We start from the raw sequence: 18,953 nt of genomic DNA on the forward strand, positions 1-18,953 counted from the left end.
CTTTACCGCCGACCGGACGTTGACCGGATGACGACGACAGCGACACCTGTCCTGTGGGCGACAAGCCCGGGAGGCACGATTCATGAGTGAGCGAGCTCTTCGCGGCACGCGCCTCGTGGTGACCAGCTACGAGACGGACCGCGGCATCGACCTGGCCCCGCGCCAGGCCGTGGAGTACGCATGCGAGAAGGGGCACCGGTTTGAGATGCCCTTCTCGGTCGAGGCGGAGATTCCGCCGGAGTGGGAGTGCAAGGTCTGCGGGGCCCAGGCACTCCTGGTGGACGGCGACGGCCCTGAGGAAAAGAAGGCCAAGCCCGCGCGTACGCATTGGGACATGCTGATGGAGCGGCGCACCCGAGAGGAACTCGAAGAGGTCCTCGAGGAGCGCCTGGCCGTTCTGCGCTCCGGCGCGATGAACATCGCGGTGCATCCGCGGGACAGCCGCAAGTCCGCGTAGCCCCTCCGGGGGCTGGGTGGCATACACCGCACGCCGAGACCGCGAGCGCCGTACGTTCTCCGTACGGGGCCCGCGGTCTCGTGCGTTGCGCTCCGCGGGTGACGTGGGGCGGGCGATGGGCCCGGCGTCCACTGCGGGGTGCCCTTCGGGAGCCCGGTACTCCGGGGTGCCCGGCGGATTGGGGCGGCCCCCGACGGAAGCCCGGCCGCGTATGTCGCGCGGTGCCCGGCGGAGCGGACTGCCCCGGGTGACAGGCCCGCGTGACGCCTCTCCGGGGTCCCCGGCCAGATTGGGCCGGCCCCAGACGGAATTCCGGCCCTTTACCCCGCAGCGCCCTGCGGAGCGGACGGTCCCTGGCGGGAGACCGGCCGGGGCGCACAGTGCCGAACGGCCGCAGGTCACTGTCACCCGGAAGAGTTCACTCTCAAGCGCCGGACGGACAGGAGTACGTCCGCCGGCACCTGGAGGAACAGGTTGACCGGCACGCGCCGCGCGGCCGACTGCCCCGCCCGTCAGCCCGTCAGCCCGTCAGCCCGTCAGCCCGTCAGCCCGTCAGTGGAGGATGCGGTCCGGGGCGGGAAGCCGGGCCAGGTTCCCGGGGGGTGTCGTCCCTGATGACCTCGCCCTGGACCACCTTGCCGTCCGGGCGATGGATGCGGGCCTGCTGGAAGGCGTCACCGACGCTGCCGGGGACGGCCTCGCGGATCTTGCGTTCGATGGCGCGCTCGGCGTACCGGCTCAGGGCCTTCTGGACGGGCGGGATCAGCAGAAGCAGGCCCACGGCGTCCGAGATGAGGCCCGGCAGCATCAGGAGCAGGCCGCCGAGCATCATCAGCCCGTTGCCGTCGCCGCCCCCGCCCGTGGGGGCCGCGCCGCTCTGCTGCTGTTGCAGCGTCTCGCTGAGGTTGCGGAAGGCACGGCGGCCGGCCCGTTTGACGATCACGGAACCGAGCACGAAACCGGCGACCAGCAGCAGGAGGACCGTGAAGCCGCTCGCCGCACCCGCGACCACGGTCAACAGCCAGATCTCCAGCACCAGCCAGACGGCGATGCCGAGCGGCAGGAACGTACGCAGCCGGGATCGCCGCGGCCGGGCGGGGTGCGTGGGAGTCGGTACGCCAGTCGTCATGCACCCAGTGTGCCTGGGCACGGCTCAGTACGGGATAAGCGGATGATCAGCCCCGACCGTGGGGCGGAACGCGGGTCCGCGAAGCCCCGGGAACCGCCCGGAAGGCCCTACGCGGACGGCTTGCGTCCGGTGATCCGGCCGACCCGCTCCCCCACACCCCACGTGGTGACCCGCCACAGGGCCTCCACGAGGATGTCGCGGCTCATCTTGGAGTCACCGAGTTCCCGCTCGACGAAGGTGATGGGCACCTCCACGACGTGGTACCCCGCCTTGACGGCACGCCGGGCCAGGTCCACCTGGAAGCAGTACCCCTGGGACGCGACCTCGCCGAGTCCGAGGCCCTCCAGGGTCTCCCGCCGGAAGGCCCGGTAGCCGCCGGTGACGTCCCGGATGGGCACGTCGAGCAAGAGCCGGGAGTACATGCTGCCGCCGCGCGAGATGAACTCGCGGGACTTGGGCCAGTTCACCACCCGTCCGCCCGGCACCCAGCGCGAGCCGAGAACGAGGTCGGCGCCCTTCAGCGCGGTGAGCAGCCGGGGCAGCTCCTCCGGCTGGTGCGAACCGTCCGCGTCCATCTCGACCAGGACGCCGTAGCCGTGCTCCAGGCCCCAGCGGAAGCCGGCGAGATAGGCGGCACCCAGGCCTTCCTTGCCCTTGCGGTGCAGAACCTGGACGTGGTCGTCGTCAGCGGCCAGCTCGTCGGCGAACTTGCCCGTGCCGTCAGGGCTGTTGTCGTCCGCCACCAGGACGTGCGCATCGGGCACCGAGGCGCGCACCCGGCCGACGATCTTCTTGATGTTCTCCGCCTCGTTGTAGGTCGGAATGATCACCAAGGCTGTGCCGAGCGGGCCGAACCGCCTCGCCTGGGCTCCTGTCGCGGGGGTCCCGTCGCCGTCGTTCACTACTGCCCCTTCAAGTCCGTACGCAGGGGTCCACCATAGTGGCCACAGCCTGCACTGACGCGCCGGTGCGTCAGGACAGGGGTGTCGATTCGACAAGAGCCGGGTAAGAGCGCCCTTCCCGCGCCGGAGCACCGCGCCTGCGGATGGGGGCCCGGCGCCCTTCGGGCCGACCAGGGACCCGCTGGCTGCGGGTCGACCGAAAGCCGTTGTCTACTGGACGTCCGGGCCCCACCCGGGTCACACCCTGCCGACAGGCGTGAACGTTCCCTCGCCGTGGCGCCGCCGCTGAGCCTGGCTCCCAGTGGTGGTGCGCCGGTGCGGCACACCGCCCCTGACCCAGCGGCGCTCCGGCGACTGTCTGGAAGTTCTCCGGTCGGACGTCCGGTGGTGGACCCGGCCGAACCTACCGGCCCGCTGCGGCCAGCTGTCAACACTCGCCTGAACTGCGGGCTTTCCCTCTCTGACCAGGTCAGCGAGGAGGATTCGCAGGTCGCGCGACGGGACGGCGGGGGGCGATCACCACCCCGCCGCCCCAGGAGATCACTCGCCCGGCCGTACGAAGACCGTCCGGCCGCCGACGACGGTGCGCAGACAGACGGGCAGGTCACCGCCGGGGCTCAGGTCCGGCAGTCCGGGGGTGCCGGAACGGGGGTCGGTGGACCAGCGGGCGACCCGGTCGTCGGGGGCCTGCACCACCAGTTCCCCGGTGCCCCACACGGCGTAGTCCGCGGGCGCGCCCGGCACCAGGACACCCGCGTCGTCGCGTCCGATCGCGCGCCATCCGCCCCGTGTGTGCGCCGTGAAGGCGGCGCGCACCGACACCCGGTGCTCCGGGGTGCGATGAAAGGCCGCGGCCCGGACGGTGCCCCACGGGTCGAGGGGGGTGACCGGACTGTCGGAGCCGAAGGCGAGGGGGACGCCGGTGCGCAGCAGGGCCGCCAGCGGGTTGAGGGAGCGGGCCCGCTCCGCGCCGAGGCGCTGGGCGTACATGCCGTCCTCCCCGCCCCACAGCGCGTCGAAGGCGGGCTGCACGGACGCGGTGAGACCGAACTCGGCGAAGGAGGCGATCGTCTCCGGCGTCAGCATCTCGGCATGCTCGACGCGGTGCCGGGCGGCCCGGACGCGAGCCAGGCCGACATTCTCGGCGGCCGCGCGCACGCCCTCGACCACCGAGGTCACGGCGGCGTCCCCGATGGCGTGGAAGCCCGCTTGGAGGCCCGCCTCGGTGCAGGCGATCACATGGGCGGCCACGGCGGCGTCGTCGAGGTACGCGGTGCCGCTGTGCCCGGCGTCGGCGTAGGGCTGGTGCAGGCAGGCGGTGTACGAGCCGAGGGAGCCGTCGACGAAGAGGTCGCCGGCGGCGCCGATCGCGCCCAGTTCGCGGGCCTTCGCCACGCCCTCCTCGCCCTGCTCGGCCCAGTAGCCGACGACCCGGGGGCCGCGCTCCTCGGCGGCGAGCCGCAGCAGTCCGGTGAGGTCGTCCTCGGAGGAGATGTCCGGGCCCGCGCACTCGTGCACGGAGCCGATGCCGAGAGAGGCGGCGTGGGCGAGGGCCGCGCGCTGGGCCGCGGTGCGCTGCCGTGCGGTGACGGCGCCGAGGGCGGCGGCGCGGACGGCGTGGTGGGCGTCCCGGGTCAGCGGGCCGTCCTGGTAGCCGGTGCGTCCGGTGACGCCGGGGACCAGGTCCAGGAGCGCGGTGGTGGCCACGGCGGAGTGCACGTCGATGCGGGAGAGGTAGAGCGGACGGCCGCCGGCGGCTTCGTCGAGCTCGGCGCGCGTCGGGGGGCGGCCGCCGGGCCACCGGGCCGCGTCCCAGCCGTGGCCGAGCAGGACCCGGTCGGCGGGGCGGGCGGCGGCGAAGTCGCGTACGAGGGCGAGGGCCGCGTCCAGGGAGGGCGCGTCGCTGAGGTCGAGGCCGGTGAGCGCGAGGCCGGTGGCGGTGGTGTGCACATGGGCGTCGGTGAAGGCCGGGGTGACGAGCGCGCCTTCCAGGTCCACGACCTCGGCGACCCCGTCGGCGAAGGCGTCGGCGGCGCCCTCCGAGCCGACCCAGGCGATCTGACCGCGTTCGACGACCATCGCGGTGGCGAAGGGGTCGGCGGGGCTGTGGACTTCTCCACCGCGCAGCAGCACGGTGTCGGACGGGGCGGTGCTCTCACTCATGGGGAACAGTCTCGCGCCTGCCGGGTGCCGGTCATCGCCCGGGTGGCCACCCGTCGTCGCCCGGACGGGTCAGATGCGGGGCGGCCGTGCCTCGTACGGCGTCGACAGGACCACCGTCGTACGGGTCGACACACCCGCGAGGGTGCGCAGCCGGGCCAGCAGCTCCTCCAGTTCGTGCGGGGTCGAGACCCGCACCTTGAGGATGTAGTTCTCGTCGCCCGCGACGCTGTGGCAGGCCTCCAGCTCCGGTACGTCCGCGAGGCGTTCCGCGATGTCGTCCGGGGCGCTCGGGTCGAACGGTTTCACCGAGATGAAGGCGGTCAGGGGCAGCCCGACGGCCTCCGGGTCCACGACCGCCGCGTAGCCGCGGATCACGCCGCGCTGCTCGAGCCGGCGCACCCGCTGGTGCACGGCGGACGTGGAAAGGCCCGTGGCCTTGCCCAGGTCGGTGTAACTCATCCGCCCGTCTGCGACGAGCAGCTGCACGATCTGTCGGTCCAGCTCCTCCATGGCGCAAGAACCTACAGTGCGCTTGATCCCGTCGGATACCTCAGGAGTGCAGGTCATACCCGGTTTGTGATGTGCGGGGGAGCGGTCAGCGGGCCGCTCGGGGGGACAAATCCACCGTGCGAGGCGTCTGCGGGGCGGCTTGTGACGAACGACACAGTGCCACAACCGGGTCCGTGATGTTCTCGTGATTACCACGGAGACAGGACGGGAAATGCTTGCTGTGGTCGAGGTCGCAGCGCCTTGTCGGCCCACCCGAGGGGGAGAAACCCATGCAGAGTCTCAAGCGCCCAGGTCGTACCGCGTTCAAGCGGCAGCAGGCCACCGTCGATCCGGAGCCGGAGGGCGTCGACGCGGACGCCGTCGACGGCGAGGACTTCGACGCGTACGACACCTTCGAGATGGTCCGGGTGATCTGCCCGGACTGCGCGCAGCCCATCGCGCTCCTGGCGGACGAGGAGGTCCTGCCGGAGCACGCGCTGTGTGCCTCGCCGTGGAACCCGTTCGGGCTCACGGTCTGCGCCGGTACGGGCCGCGCCGCGGCGGACGCCCGGTCCGCCGACGAGTCCATGGAGCTTCAGGAGCAGGACACCGCGCTGCTGTTGACGCTCCCTCAGGGCCTCGACTGGCGGACGCAGCCGTTCTCGCACGTCGGCGGACCGGGCTCGCGCCCGATGCGGGTCCCAGAGATGCGGCGTCAGGCCGCCTGAGCCGCGCCAGCGTTCAGCGGCCGGCCTCCGGGCCCTGCCAGTAGCCGCCCTGCACCATGGCCCGCAGGCTGTCGTGGTGCAGGATCAGGGTGTCAGCGTCCGGGGGGACGGCGATCTCGCCGAAGTGCACCTGGCGGTAGGCGATGCGCAGCATGACGATGGCGTGCCGCAGGGCCGCGTACAGCGTGTAGAAGTCCATGTCGCGCGGTGGGTGGCCGGTGAGTTCGGCATAACGTCGCTCCACCCGGTCGCGGCGCAGGAACCCGGGCAGTCCGCGCTGGCCGAAGCTCACCGTGAGGTCCTGGAAGAAGCGGTGCAGATAGACGGTCCAGCCGAGGTCGACCTCGCGAGGGGCGGGCGCCGCCATCTCCCAGTCGAGGACGGCCGCGGGTTCGAAGCCGTCGTAGACGACGTTCCCGATGCGCGCGTCGCCCCAGTTGAGCACCGTCTCGCCCTCGTCGCGCGGCCACAGCTCGTCGAGCCGGTCGAAGGCGCTCTCGATGAGGGGTGAGCGCGCGCGTCCGTCGACGACCCAGGTGTAGTAGGCGCGTTGGGCCACGACGTGGCGGCGCAGGGAGCTGCCGTCGCCGGGAAGTGCCAGGAACTCCGCGGCGGCGATGGGTACTTGGTCGTGGAGCCGGGCGAGCAGCGAGACCGAGGCGGCTTCCAGCCGCGCCCGCTCCCGGTCGCTCGCCGCGTGCAGCCAGTTCCCTTCGTACGTGTAGGGCATGACGTCGGGCGGTACGCGCCCCTCGACCCGTTCCATGACGAAGAAGGGCGCGCCGAGCGGTCCGGGGTCCTCCTCCAGCCACAGCACCCGGGGCACGGGGAGGTCGGTGTGCTCGGCGACCAGCCGCATCGTGCGGTACTGGCGGGGCAGGTCGTACACGGGGAAGACGGTGTACGCCGCCGGGTCCGCCGCCAGTCTCAACGCACAGGCGACCAGGGGCGGTTCGGGGTGATCGATGTCGAACAGCAGGGTCTCGCTGGACATGCCGTTGGACGCGGGGGCGGTGACGCGCACCGCCTTGGCGCCGGGGAGGCGTGCGCCGAGCCAGGCGGTCAGTCGCCGGGCGAGTTCGTCCCGGTCGCGGGTGGTCGTGCGCGGGCGGGGTGCCGTGGCCATGTCCACTCCCTTCGGGGCGCGTCCGGGCGTCAGGGCGCGACCGCGTCGTATCCGGTGAAGCCGCTCGGGTCGTGCCGGCCGAACGAGCCGTGTTCGAAGATCCCGTGTCCGACCTGCCCGTCCAGCGTGCAGCGGGCGGCGTGGTCGACGACCCCGTACGCGGCGCGCGGGTGCGCGGCCGGGTCGGAGAGGTCGTAGGTGCGGCGGTCGGTCCAGCCGCGCCCGCGCCAGGTGCCGTGCTGCCAGTCGTCGGCGGGCGGATAGCCCGCTCCCACGGCGAGCGGCGAGGAGGTGAGGACCTCGACGTCCAGCCGCAGCGGTGCCCGGTCCCGCGGGCGGCTGAGGTGGATGACGGCGGAGGTGGGCCGGCGGGTGCCGGACCGGTAGGTGATGTCGGTCTGCGGCCAGCCGAGTTGGAGGTCGCGCGCGCCGTCGCGTACGAGCGTCGCGTCGTTCAGCGACCGATGGCCGTCGGCGTCCTCCTGGACGACGACCATCAGGAAGCGGTCCTCGAACCGGACCGGGCACCACACCCAGTGGAAGCCCTCCGCCGGATTCTCCTCCGCGAACCTGCCGCCCTCCTCCCCCGGGACCGGGCGCACGCCCCAGCTGCGGTCGCGGGTGCCGGTCCACCGGCCCGGGGACAGGAGGATCTCCTCGCCGCCGCGGCGGATCCAGCCCTCGCAGTGGCCCGCCTGCACGAAGCGCCTCCCCTCCAGGGTGAGCCGGCCGCCACGCCGCTGGAGGTGGTGCGGCTCCCAGAGCGCGGGGAAGTCCGCCGTCCAGGTGATCTCGTACGACAGCCCGTCGGGATCGCCGGGATCGGCCGCACAGCTCAGCACGAACTCCTTCAGAGGGCGCTCGACGCGGATCCGGAGCGGACCGACGGCCAGTTCCGTCCGGTCGTCCCCGAGCGCGTCCGACGCCCGCACCGCGTGCAGGAGGTCACCCCGCCGCAGGGTGGCGTACGCGTCGATCACCCCGAGGTTCGGATAGACACCGAGTCCCAGGATGAGCAACGCCCTTCCCTGGTGGTCGAAGACGTGGAAGATGCAGCGGTCGTAGGCGTTCCGGTCGCCGGTCGCGACGTGCTTCATGGACAGGGGCACCTGGTGCACGGGGTACTCGTCGAGGGCGACGGGGCGGTCGTCGGACATGTCAGGCCTCCCTGGGGGCACGGCAGTCGACCTCCGCACGGAGGGGTGCGGTCCCCGGGCGGAGAAATTGACGGTACGTCAGATATCGCGCGGGGGCCAGACGCCGTACCCCGGCCCGAAGACCCCCGCCGGCGGGCGGTGCCCCTCGCGCCGACCGGTCGTGGCACCCCGTACGAGCCGGTCGCGAACTCACGCCCGATTGCGTGGGCCGGTGACCTGTCCGGCCACCCGAACGTTGCCCCGGCATGACCCTCACCTATACGGCGACCGGGCGTGGGCGCCAGATCTTCGCCCCCGTGTCGGCGGAATCGGTTCGGCAGGTCCCCCGCCCCCACCGGTCCCGGATCCCCCCATCTACCGTGCCCTGCTCCGCACATGGGCCGATCGCGGCCGCACGCTGCCGGGACTGCACGACCCGGAGTGGGTCCGGCTGGCGACGCCTCCGGTAAGCCCGTACCAGTTCGGCGCGGGGCGGGACCCCCGGGATGACGGGCGATGACCGTCCGCCGGATCCGACGGGCGCCCTCGACGATCTGCAGCCCCTTGTCCTCGCACCGACGGCGTGCGGCCGGATCCGCCGAGCACCTGGGCAGCGTCCGTGGTGATCCGCACGGCGCCGTCCGGGCGGATCACGTACGGGAACCAGCAGGGTCCGGGCGGCACGTTCTCCCGGGAGCGCGACAGCGGCGCCAGGAACGGTGAGCCGCCCGAGTCGCTCAACCGGCCGCCGGGGTACGGCACTCGGGGCGGGAGCCACCGGCCCCCGCCCCTCTGTTCAGGAGTCCCGGCGGGCGGACTGCGGAGCCCGGTAGGAGGGGTCGATCTCCTCGACCGCCCGCATCGCGCCGCCCAGCGTCTTCACCAGCAGCTCGCGCATGGTGTCGCGGGGCAGGGTCGGGTGGCCGATCCAGTCGAGGGTCGCGCCCTCGACGCTGTAGAGCCAGGCGAGCAGCGCCATCCGGGGCAGCGGCGCGATCTCGCGCCTGCCGTAGGCCCCTTCGGCGATGGTCTCGACGATGACCTCGCGCACGCCCTCGCGGATGGCCTGCACCTCGGTGTCGAAGCCGACCCCGCCCGTGATGATCGTGCGGTACGAGGCCTGGTTGTGCTCGGCGTAGCGGAGATAGCCGTCGATGGTGCGGTGCACCCGCTCGGCCGGGGGCAGTTCGAGGCCGCCCGCCGCCCGGGAGACCAGGTCCGCGACGGAGTCCTCGACGATGGCGAGGTAGTAGCCGCGCTTGGACTTGAAGTAGTAGTAGATCAGCCCTTTGGCGACGTGCGCCTGCCGCGCGATGTCGTCCATCGACAGGGCGTCGTAGGACGTGTCCGCGAACAACTTCCGCCCGATGGCGATCAGTTCGGTGCGGCGCGCCAGCGAACGATCGGTGCCGCGCGCCCGGGGGCGGTCGACAGCACGCTGTTGACTATGATTCAATTCCGGCCCTAGTCTCCGACTGCCAGCGGGACGTTGGCAGTATGACAGAACGATGCCACCTGCTCGTTCGACTCGGATCGACTGGCCGGACCCGCTTTCGGCGGGGCGCCGGAGCGATCAGCTCACAGCAGGCCGAGCTGCGTGACGAGCATCGCCAGGACCACGACAAAGATCCAGCCCACGACGTGTTCGAGGATCTTGGGACCGTCGTCCTTGGGGCCGCCGGTGCGGGCGCGGACACGGGGGTCGGTGGCGGAGGTCGCGGTCATGGCTTCTCGCAGACGTAGGGGTGCGGTCGGGTCCCCGCCCCTCACCGGCTCCCCACCGACCCGACCACCTTGCCACCGGAACGGGTTCCAGCGGTAGAGACCTTGGTCACCCCTCGCCACTCCGGACACTTCGACCACCGTCGAATCGCTCCGATTTCCGCAACGGTGTGCCACAGGTGTGGGTCTCCTCACAGGACAGTGGTCAGCCAACCGAAAGGTCCTCGATGAGCACGTTACGGACGCCTCGCCGCAGAGCCCGCCTCGCTCTGGCGGCGGCGATCACGGTGGCAGCCGCCCTGACGGGGCCGGTCTCACAGGCCGCGACCTCCTCGTCCGCCGTCTCCTCCCCCTCCGCCGCACCCTCCCCGGGTGCCGCGGGCCTCGGCGACCCGGTCTTCCCGCTCGACGGCAACGGCGGCTACCGGGTCAGCCGCTATCTCCTCGACTTCGACTGGCGGGCACCCGGGACGCCCTTCGAGGCGGCCACGACGGTCAAGGCGACCGCCACCCAGGCCCTGTCCCGCTTCGACCTGGACTTCGCCGGCAACACCCTGCACACGGTGACCGTGAACGGGACGCCGGCCACGGCCGTGCGCGACGGCGACGAGCTGGTGATCACCCCGGCCGAGCCGCTCGCGCAGGGCAAGCCGTTCACGGTCAAGGTCACCTACACCGCCGATCCGACCCAGCTGCGCCACCGCGACGACGCCATCGAGGACTACGGCTGGATTCCCACGCCCGACGGCACCGTGCTCTATCCGCAGCCCGACGGCGCCAAGATGATCTTCCCTTCGAACGACCACCCGAGCCAGCGCGCCCCGATCACCTTCCACATCACCACCCCGCCCGGTCTGACCGCCGTGGCCAACGGGAAGCTCACCGGCCGCACCGAACAGGCGGACGGGCGCGTGCGGTGGACGTACGACTCCGGACAGCCGCTCGCGACCCAGCTCGCGCAGCTCGCGATCGGCAGGTTCACCTTCGTCGACAGCACCGGCCCGCACGGGCTGCCCCTGCGCGACGTGGTCCCGGACGGTCTGGTCGCGGCCACCGAGCAGTACCGCAAGCTCACCGCGGACCACATCGCGTGGCTGGAGGAGCGGCTCGGCCCCTACCCCTTCGACCGGTACGGCCTGCTCGTCGGCGACACCGACCTGGGGGTCGCCCTGGAGACCCAGACGCTCTCCCTGATCCCGAAGGCCGACCTGCTCGGCGACCGGGTGAGCGCCGAACGCAACCTGGTGCACGAGCTCACCCACCAGTGGACCGGCGACAGCGTCGGCATCAGGACCTGGTCCGACCTGTGGCTGAGCGAGGGACACGCCCGCTTCTACGAACGCCTGTACTCGGAGGCGCACGGCGGCGACAGCTTCGAGGCCACGATGAGGACGGCGTACGCCGCCCACGACCAGTGGCGGCACGACTACGGCGCCCCGGCCGAGCCGACCGAACCGAACCTCTTCAAGCGGATGCGGTACGACGGCTCGACCCTCGTCCTGTACGCCCTGAGGGAGAAGGTCGGCCAGACGGTCTTCGGGAAGATCGAGCGGGCCTGGGTCACCCAGTACCGCGGAAGGATCGCCGGCACGCAGGACTACATCGACCTGGCCTCGAAGGTCGCGGGCCAGGACCTGGACGGATTCCTGCACCCGTGGCTCCACGGCGCGAAGACCCCGCCGATGCCGAACCACCCGGACTGGGTGGTCGACCCGGTACAGGGCTGAACCGGGGGGCGGCCCGCTTCGGGGGCCGCCCCCTCCTCACCGGACGCCGACCGCCGCGAGCGCCCGGCGCTGCCGCTCCGTCGGCTGCGCGGGGAAGTACAGGTAGCAGACCCCACCGGTACCGGAGGCGACGTTCCCGGAGGCGTTGTACCGCTTGGTGCGCAGCCAGATCGTCTCCCACTCGGACCGCCGGTAGACGCGGCGCACCGCTGCGTCGTCGGGCGAGGCCGGGTCGTTGGCGATCACGTCCCCGTCCGCGGTGAAGCCGACGACGGTCATGAGATGGCCCGAGGTGCCGTAACCCGCTCCGGTCAGCTCCGACTTGAGGAAGGACTGGGACGTTATGGCCGGGATGCCCGCCGCGATCAGGGTCTCCAGGTCGGTGAGCGAGCCGAGGCGCGTCACCACGCCCTGCAGGTCCTTGTACGTCGCCGCGTAGGCGGCGTTGAAGGGCCAGTTGCCGCAGCCGTCGTACTGGTAGTCGTAGGTCGAGCGGGCCGCGTGGCACACCTGCGGGTCGGCCAGACCCGGTTCGATCCAGGCCAGTTGTTCCGCCGTCGGCTTGCGCCCCCAGTATTCGATGATCATCTGTGAGGAGGTGGGACTGCACCACGCCTCGCCGCCGTTGTCGTACTCGGGGTACTGGCCGGCGTGGATCTCCTGCGAGTAGCGCGGCACCGCCAGCTCACGGGCGAGCCCGGGAGCGGAGGCCGGGACGGTGAAGCGGTCGGGGATGTCGGAGCCCATCGCGCCGAGCCGCCACACGGTGGGCGTGGCTCCGGAACCCGGGGCGCGGTACAGCGTCAGGCGCAGCCGGTACGAGACGAGCCGCAGGCCCGAGGCCGCGTCGTCGATGGCGAAGGTGTCCGTCCAGACGCTGCTTCTGCCGTCCTTCTGGCCGTCGACGGAGGTCCGCCTGATGTCCTGGTCGCCGGCCGCCCAGCGTCCCATCACGTACCAGGGCGTGGCGGTGCCGTCGGAGTAGGTACCGGTGAGCTCGACCTGGAGCCAGGTGCCCGCGGGGGTGCGCGCGTTCCAGGAGGCGATGGCCTCGGTGGCGGGGACGGCGAGCCGGTGGACCGGGGAGGTCCAGGTCGCGTACTCCCAGGTGGCCGTCCTGCCGGTGTGCGGATCCGTGTACGCGACGGTGCCGGCCGGGGAGGCGATCACGAGACCCGGCCGGGCGCCCGACACGGCCCGCGTGCCCTTCGCGGTACCGGAGCGCCAGTCCGCGTACGAGGTCCAGGCGCGGTTGTCCACGGCGCGCGCGGGCGCGTGCCCCCGGCGTGCCTCCCGGGAGCGTGCTTCCGCCGCCTCGGCCGGAGTGGCCGCGGCACCGGTCGCCGCCGCGGCCACCGCCGCGGCCAGAATGGTTCTGCGGGACGGCTCTGAAGCTCTGGTCATGGGTGGGTGACCCCCGTTCGTCCGGAAGCGGCAATTCCCAACTATGGACAGGGTGAGGCGACTTCTGCCAGCACTTCGGGCCGTGCCACGCCCACCAATATTGGTCGGTACCACTGGCGTGACCTGCGAGGCCGACGGACGATTCGACGCCGGTCATACCGAACGGCCGGGAATCGGCCCTGTCGGCGCGGATTTCCGACCGCTTTTCCTGGGCACCTTCGGGACTTTCACGACGGCTCCCCTCGTCTTTGTCCGCCTGTTCTCCGCCTCTTCCACGCCCGTCCCCCGAGTTTCCCGGCAACCGCTCCCGTGCGCCTTTCTCCACGCGTTTCCCGCCCACTGATCCGGAAGAAATCGACCCGACCTAAAATGATCCCGGATATACCCGCACACACCTCACCGGACCCCGGGACCCCCCATTCACGACCTCGCCTCGCACCTGCGCCGGCTGCCCCCCTCCGCCGGCCCCGTCCGCCTGATCGGCGTCGACGGGCACGCGGGCTCCGGGAAGACCACGTTCACCGGACGGCTGGCCGCGGCACTGGGCGGCGCGCCCGTACTGCACCTCGACGACATCGCCACGCACGAGGAACTCTTCGACTGGACGGCGCGCCTGCTGGACCAGGTGATCGAGCCGCTGGGCCGGGGCGCGGCGGCGCGCTACGCCCCGTACGACTGGACGGCCAGGGTCTTCGGGCCGGTGTGTGAACTGTCGCCCGCGCCCGTGATCCTCCTGGAGGGCGTCGGCGCCGGACGCCGTGCGCTGCGCCCGCATCTCGCGCGGCTGCTGTGGATGGAACTGCCTCACGACGAGGCCTGGACGCGCGGGCGCCGGCGGGACGGAGACGCGCAGAGCGCGTTCTGGGCCGAGTGGGTCGCCGCGGAACGTCGGCATTTCGCCGAGGATCCCTCAAGGCCCTTCGCGGATCTTCTGGTGCGGCAGTGTTCCGAGGGATACGAGGTGTTTTCGGGGCCTGCCGGGACTCTTGGACCGGACCAGTTCCTCACGCACGGTGACGGACCATCCGCAATGTGCTGAAGTCGTGAAGACCCTTGCGGGAGAAGTTCCGCCAGTGCCTCAACTCGGCTTGACCGGGGGGCCGTACAGGACTTACGTTCTGAATGTGCGGCCCCCCGGGGTCGCCCCGCAGACGCGAAGCCCCCGGTTGTTCCCCCGTGATCGGGGGCTTCGTTCTGCCCACACCCTTTCTTTTCGGGCGCCGCGCGCCGCGATTCGCTCACCCTGGGTCACCGAGTGAAGTGCGCCCCGTCTGCTCCCACCTCGTGCAACGGTGCTGTCGCCACCCTTCGGCAGGCCCATGCGGCGCAGGTACCATGCCTCTCGGTGCGACCTTCGGACGGCTTGCTCTGCGCACCGGTGCAACTCCCGTCCGCGGCACAGCGGTTCGACCAAGCTGCCGACGGGCACCGGCCCGCTCGGAGAACCATCGGGGGCACGGTTTGTGGGGGACGTGATGGACTTCGGCACGCAGGGCCCGGAGGCCCCGGCCGACCTCGCCTGGATGCGAGGTGTGGACGCCTACACGATGGGCGCCTATCCGCAGGCGGAGGAGGAGTTCCGCACCGCGGTCCGGATGGACCCCGGCATGGCGGACGGCTGGCTCGGACTGCACGCGCTGCGCGTGGACACGACGACCGCGCTGTTGCGCATGTTCCGGCACCGGGACCGCTTCGGCGAACAGCGCTCCCGGCACCGACGCACTCTGAACTCCTGGTACTGGCTGGGCTGGTGGGTGCAACCGGTGCTCGAAAGCCCGCGCGATCTGCTGCTCGCGCACGCCTCGCACTGGCTGGACGGCCGCCATGTCCCCGAGCTGGACCGGGCGTTGGCCGGGCTGCCGCCGGTGGACGCGGATCCGCAGGTGCGCTTCCTGCATGCCTGCCGGGCCTATCTCGTCAAGGACTGGGAGCAGTTGGTCCGGCACACGGACCCGCTGATCGACGATCCGATGCTGGGCATAGAGGCCGGTCTCTTCGGCGGCATGGCCCGGGTCCGTCTGGAGATGTTCGGGCAGGCGGAGCCGTTGCTGTCGTCGGCGCTGATGCGCTGCCGCAGCGAACAGCCCCAGCGCAAGGAGCTGCGGTACTGGCTGGCCCGGGCACACGAGGGCACCGGCCGGTCGGCCGCCGCGCTGCCGCTGTACCGGGCCGTGCACCGCGTCGACCCCGCCTTCATGGACACCTCCGCGCGGCTCGCCGCGATCTCCGAGGGCGACGGGTACGACGATGCCGCCGCCGACCTGGCGGCGATCACGCTCACCGGGATCGGGCAGGACGTCATGGACGGCCCGGACGGCCTGGATCCGCTGTGGGGAGGGGAGGGCCGTGACCTCCGGCTCCCCGAGGCGGACCCGCTGCCGCCCGGCGCGGTGTCGCCCGAGACCGACATGGTGCGGGAGAAGGCCGTGGTGCCGGTCAGGCCGCTGCCCGCCGGACCGACCGACCCGGCACTGCTCGATGAGGCGCTCGCCGAGCTGGAGCGCATGGTGGGTCTTGAGCCCGTGAAGCGCCAGGTCAAGGCGTTGTCGGCGCAGTTGAACATGGCGCGGCTGCGGACCGGGCAGGGGCTGCCGGTCCAGCCGCCGAAGCGGCACTTCGTCTTCTCCGGCCCCTCGGGCACCGGCAAGACCACCGTGGCCCGCATTCTCGGCCGGGTCTTCTACGCGCTCGGCCTGCTCGGCGGCGACCACCTCGTGGAGGCGCAGCGGGCGGATCTGGTGGGCGAGTATCTGGGCCAGACCGCCGTCAAGGCCAATGAGCTGATCGACTCCGCGATCGGCGGGGTTCTCTTCGTGGACGAGGCGTACTCGCTGTCCAACTCGGGATACGGCAAGGGCGACGCGTACGGCGACGAGGCCCTGCAGGTGCTCCTGAAGCGGGCCGAGGACAACCGCGACCACCTGGTCGTCATCCTCGCCGGATACCCGGAGGGCATGGACCGTCTGCTCGCCGCCAACCCCGGGCTGTCCTCGCGCTTCACCACCCGCGTCGACTTCCCGTCCTACCGCCCCCTCGAACTCACCTCCATCGGCGAGGTGCTGGCCGCGGAGAACGGTGACATCTGGGACGAGGAGGCGCTGGACGAGCTGCGCTCGATCGCCGGGCACGTCGTCGATCAGGGGTGGATCGACGAGCTCGGCAACGGGCGGTTCCTGCGGACGCTGTACGAGAAGAGCTGCGCGTACCGGGATCTGCGGTTGTCCGGGTATCCGAACACGCCGTCGCGGGACGATCTGTCCACGCTTCGGCTGCCGGATCTCATGCAGGCGTACGGGGAGGTGTTGTCGGGGCGGGGGCCCCAGGACCCCTCGGCCCTGTGAACCGGCTTTCGCCCCCGCCGCCCCTGGACCCCCGCTTCGCCCGAAGGGCTCGTCCTCAAACGCCGGATGGGCTGGAGATGCGCGCCCGCGCTGGAAGGTTCCGGCCGAGGCCGGGCCTTTCAGCCCGTCCGGCGTTTGAGGACGAGGCCGTCCAGGCCGATACGGGGGTCTGGGGGCGGAGCCCCCAGGGACGGCCCCTCAGGTCGCCAGCGCCTCCTCCGAAGGAGCCTCGCTGAGCGTCGTACGCAGCGTCGCGGCCACCACGGTGACGTCTCGATGCGCCGGATCCCGTACCTCGCCGACCAGCAGCTCCAGTACGTCCTCCAGCGCCACGAGCCCGAGCACCTTCCCCGACGCGTCGGCGACCTGCGCGAGGTGCGTGGCGGCGCGGCGCATCACGGTCAGGGCGTCGTCGAGGGGGAGCTCCGACCGCAGGGTGGTCATGTGCCGCCAGATCTGCTGGGGCACCGCACGCTCGGACTCCTCCACGTCGAGGACGTCCTTCACATGCAGGTAGCCCATGAAGGCGCCGTTCTCCGCGACCACCGGGAAACGGGAGTACCCGGTGCGCGCGGTGAGGGCGACGACCTGGCCCGGGGTGACCGAGGCGCCCACGGTGACCAGGGACTCGCGGTCCAGGAGGACGTCCGTCACCGGTCGGGAACCCAGCTCCAGGGCGTCCTCGAGTCGCTCCTGCTCCTCCGGGTCCAGCAGGCCTGCCTGCCCCGAGTCCTCGACCAGGCGGTTGAGCTGCTCGCTCGTGAAGACCGCCTCGACCTCGTCCTTGGGCTCCACCCGGAACAGCTTCAGGATCAGTCGCGCGCACGCGCCGAGGGCCACCGTGACCGGCCGGCACAGGCGGGCGAAGGCGACCAGCCCCGGGCTCAGCCACAGCGCGGTCTTCTCCGGCGCGGCCATCGCCAGGTTCTTCGGGACCATCTCGCCGATGACGAGGTGGAAGAAGACCACGAGGGCGAGCGCGATGACGTATCCGAGGGGGTGGATCACGCCGTCCGGCAGATGGACCGCCTCGAAGACGGGCTCCAGCAGATGGGCGACGGTCGGCTCGGCGACCGCGCCGAGCGTCAGTGAGCAGATGGTGATGCCGAACTGGGCCGCGGCCATCATCTGCGGCAGCCGCTCCAGCCCGTACAGGACCTGGCGGGCCCGGGCGGACTCCAGCGGCTCGATCTGGCTGCGGCGCACGGAGACGAGCGCGAACTCGGCGCCGACGAAGAAGCCGTTGGCGAGCACCAGGAGAACGGCGAAGAGGAGTTGGAGCACGCTCATCGGACGGCCTCCGGGGCGAGGGCCGCGTCGGCGATCCTGACCAGCCGGACCCGCTCGGCGCGGTAGTGCCCGACCTGGCGCACCGAAAGGCGCCAGCCCGGAAGCTCCGCCCTGTCACCGGGTGCCGGGATGCGGCCGAGCAGATCGGCGACGAGACCCGCCACGGTCTCGTACGGCCCCTCGGGCACATCCAGTCCTATGCGCTGTAGGACGTCGACACGGCAGCTGCCGTCGGCGTCCCAGGCGGGCCGTCCCTCCTCGGGCGGCGCCACGGCGAGCTCCGGCAGGTCCTGTCCGTCGTGCTCGTCGCGGACCTCACCGACGAGTTCCTCGACGATGTCCTCCAGGGTGACGACGCCCGCCGTACCGCCGTACTCGTCGACGACGACGGCGATGGGCTGTTCGCTGCGCAGCCGTTCCAGGAGCGGCTGCACGGGCAGCGTCTCCGGGACGAGCAGCGGGGGCTGGGCGATCCGGCCGACGGGGGTGCGCAGCCGGTCGCGCGAGGGCACCGCGAGGGCGTCCTTGAGATGGACCATGCCGACCACCTCGTCGATCCGCTCCCGGTAGACGGGGAAGCGGGACAGCCCGGTGGCCCGGGTGAGGTTGACGACGTCCTCCGCCGTGGCCGTCGACTGGAGGGCGCTGACCCTCACCCGCGGTGTCATGACGTGCTGCGCGGTGAGGTCGGCCAGCGAGATGGTCCGTACGAAGAGATCCGCGGTGTCCTGCTCCAGGGCGCCGGCCTGGGCCGAGTGCCGGGCCAGGGAGACGAGCTCGCCGGGGGTGCGGGCGGAGGCCAGCTCCTCGGCGGGTTCGACGCCGAGTGCCCGTACCAGCCGGTTGGCGACCGTGTTGAGCGCGGCGATCACCGGCCGGAACAGGCTGGAGAAGGCGTGCTGCGGGCCCGCGACGAAGCGGGCGACCTGCAGCGGCTTGGAGACCGCCCAGTTCTTCGGCACGAGTTCGCCGACGACCATCTGCACGGCCGCGGCGAGCAGCATGCCGGTCACCACGGCCACGCCGGACACGACGCCCTCGGGCAGGCCGAGCGCGGTGAAGGGTCCGTGGAGCAGCTCGGCGAGCGCCGGTTCGGCGAGCATGCCGACGACGAGCGAGGTGATGGTGATGCCGAGCTGGGTGCCGGAGAGCTGGAAGGACAGCTCCTTGAGCGAGTTGACGACGGTACGGGCCCGTCGGTCGCCTTCGGCCGCGGCCTTCTCGGCGTCCGGCCGCTCGACCGTGACGAGGCCGAACTCCGCCGCCACGAAGAAACCGTTGGCGAGGATCAGCAGGAACGCCGCCGCGAGAAGCAGCAGGGGGATGGTCATGCCGCCGC

16 protein-coding genes and 1 pseudogene are annotated in these 18,953 nt (G+C 71.9%); 6 read left to right on the plus strand and 11 right to left on the minus strand.

Going from position 1 to position 18,953, the window contains the following annotated elements; all coding sequences use genetic code 11:
• Positions 1-82 precede the first annotated feature (82 nt).
• Positions 83-457 carry an RNA polymerase-binding protein RbpA gene (locus HEP85_RS07670; RefSeq protein WP_003977404.1) on the plus strand — a complete coding sequence of 125 codons (375 nt, stop codon included), beginning with the start codon at positions 83-85 and terminating at the stop codon, positions 455-457.
• Positions 458-1,001: 544 nt separating this feature from the next.
• Here the strand turns inward: HEP85_RS07670 and fxsA are convergent.
• From fxsA to HEP85_RS07690, 4 genes are all read right to left on the minus strand, one after another.
• Positions 1,002-1,586 (minus strand): FxsA family membrane protein, encoded by a 585-nt coding sequence (gene fxsA, locus HEP85_RS07675; RefSeq protein WP_168527122.1) that lies wholly within the window; start codon positions 1,584-1,586, stop codon positions 1,002-1,004.
• A gap of 107 nt (positions 1,587-1,693) precedes the next feature.
• A complete protein-coding gene (locus tag HEP85_RS07680) occupies positions 1,694-2,488 on the minus strand; it encodes a polyprenol monophosphomannose synthase (protein WP_168527123.1) in 795 nt (264 codons plus the stop codon).
• A 540-nt stretch (positions 2,489-3,028) separates the two neighbouring features.
• On the minus strand, positions 3,029-4,651 hold the full coding sequence (locus tag HEP85_RS07685) for an amidohydrolase (protein ID WP_369657641.1): 1,623 nt from the start codon (positions 4,649-4,651) through the stop codon (positions 3,029-3,031).
• A gap of 69 nt (positions 4,652-4,720) precedes the next feature.
• Positions 4,721-5,161 carry an Lrp/AsnC family transcriptional regulator gene (locus HEP85_RS07690; protein WP_168527124.1) on the minus strand — a complete coding sequence of 147 codons (441 nt, stop codon included), beginning with the start codon at positions 5,159-5,161 and terminating at the stop codon, positions 4,721-4,723.
• A gap of 269 nt (positions 5,162-5,430) precedes the next feature.
• Here HEP85_RS07690 and HEP85_RS07695 point away from each other — a divergent pair, with 269 nt between their 5' ends.
• The gene (locus tag HEP85_RS07695) at positions 5,431-5,868 is read left to right on the plus strand and encodes a hypothetical protein (RefSeq protein ID WP_168527125.1); all 438 of its coding nucleotides are present in this window, start codon (positions 5,431-5,433) and stop codon (positions 5,866-5,868) included.
• A gap of 13 nt (positions 5,869-5,881) precedes the next feature.
• On the opposite strand, the gene HEP85_RS07700 is transcribed toward HEP85_RS07695, so the two are convergent.
• Together HEP85_RS07700 and HEP85_RS07705 are read right to left on the minus strand one after the other, a co-directional pair.
• The gene (locus HEP85_RS07700; protein ID WP_168527126.1) at positions 5,882-6,994 is read right to left on the minus strand and encodes a phosphotransferase family protein; all 1,113 of its coding nucleotides are present in this window, start codon (positions 6,992-6,994) and stop codon (positions 5,882-5,884) included.
• A gap of 29 nt (positions 6,995-7,023) precedes the next feature.
• A complete protein-coding gene (locus tag HEP85_RS07705) occupies positions 7,024-8,151 on the minus strand; it encodes a hypothetical protein (protein ID WP_329286275.1) in 1,128 nt (375 codons plus the stop codon).
• 245 nt (positions 8,152-8,396) lie between these two features.
• On the opposite strand from HEP85_RS07705, the pseudogene HEP85_RS07710 reads away from it, so the two are divergent.
• Positions 8,397-8,650 (plus strand): annotated as a pseudogene (locus HEP85_RS07710) (hypothetical protein).
• Between the two features lie 276 nt (positions 8,651-8,926).
• Here the strand turns inward: HEP85_RS07710 and HEP85_RS07715 are convergent.
• Positions 8,927-9,586 (minus strand): TetR/AcrR family transcriptional regulator, encoded by a 660-nt coding sequence (locus HEP85_RS07715; protein WP_168527127.1) that lies wholly within the window; start codon positions 9,584-9,586, stop codon positions 8,927-8,929.
• 122 nt (positions 9,587-9,708) lie between these two features.
• Positions 9,709-9,855, minus strand: coding sequence for an SCO1431 family membrane protein (locus HEP85_RS07720; RefSeq protein WP_168527128.1), 147 nt, complete (start codon positions 9,853-9,855; stop codon positions 9,709-9,711).
• 224 nt (positions 9,856-10,079) lie between these two features.
• Between HEP85_RS07720 and HEP85_RS07725 the strand changes: the two genes are divergently transcribed.
• Complete coding sequence (locus HEP85_RS07725; protein ID WP_168527129.1) at positions 10,080-11,579, plus strand: M1 family metallopeptidase; 1,500 nt, start codon at positions 10,080-10,082, stop codon at positions 11,577-11,579.
• Positions 11,580-11,615: 36 nt separating this feature from the next.
• Here the strand turns inward: HEP85_RS07725 and HEP85_RS07730 are convergent, their stop codons facing one another.
• Positions 11,616-12,983, minus strand: coding sequence for a peptidase C39 family protein (locus HEP85_RS07730; RefSeq protein ID WP_168527130.1), 1,368 nt, complete (start codon positions 12,981-12,983; stop codon positions 11,616-11,618).
• Positions 12,984-13,401: 418 nt separating this feature from the next.
• Here HEP85_RS07730 and HEP85_RS07735 point away from each other — a divergent pair, with 418 nt between their 5' ends.
• Both HEP85_RS07735 and HEP85_RS07740 read left to right on the plus strand, forming a co-directional pair.
• Entirely contained in the window at positions 13,402-14,022 is a 621-nt protein-coding gene (locus tag HEP85_RS07735; RefSeq protein ID WP_329294737.1) for a hypothetical protein, read from the plus strand.
• Between the two features lie 436 nt (positions 14,023-14,458).
• Positions 14,459-16,324, plus strand: a complete 1,866-nt coding sequence (locus tag HEP85_RS07740; RefSeq protein ID WP_168527132.1) for an AAA family ATPase — start codon at positions 14,459-14,461, stop codon at positions 16,322-16,324.
• Positions 16,325-16,522: 198 nt separating this feature from the next.
• On the opposite strand, the gene HEP85_RS07745 is transcribed toward HEP85_RS07740, so the two are convergent.
• Together HEP85_RS07745 and HEP85_RS07750 are read right to left on the minus strand one after the other, a co-directional pair.
• Entirely contained in the window at positions 16,523-17,614 is a 1,092-nt protein-coding gene (locus tag HEP85_RS07745) for a hemolysin family protein (protein ID WP_168527133.1), read from the minus strand.
• The gene (locus tag HEP85_RS07750) at positions 17,611-18,945 is read right to left on the minus strand and encodes a hemolysin family protein (RefSeq protein WP_168527134.1); all 1,335 of its coding nucleotides are present in this window, start codon (positions 18,943-18,945) and stop codon (positions 17,611-17,613) included. The genes HEP85_RS07745 and HEP85_RS07750 overlap by 4 nt, the downstream gene beginning before the upstream one ends.
• Between the last annotated feature and the right edge of the window lie 8 nt (positions 18,946-18,953).

This window comes from Streptomyces sp. RPA4-2, from assembly GCF_012273515.2.
Lineage (GTDB): Bacteria > Actinomycetota > Actinomycetes > Streptomycetales > Streptomycetaceae > Streptomyces > Streptomyces kaempferi.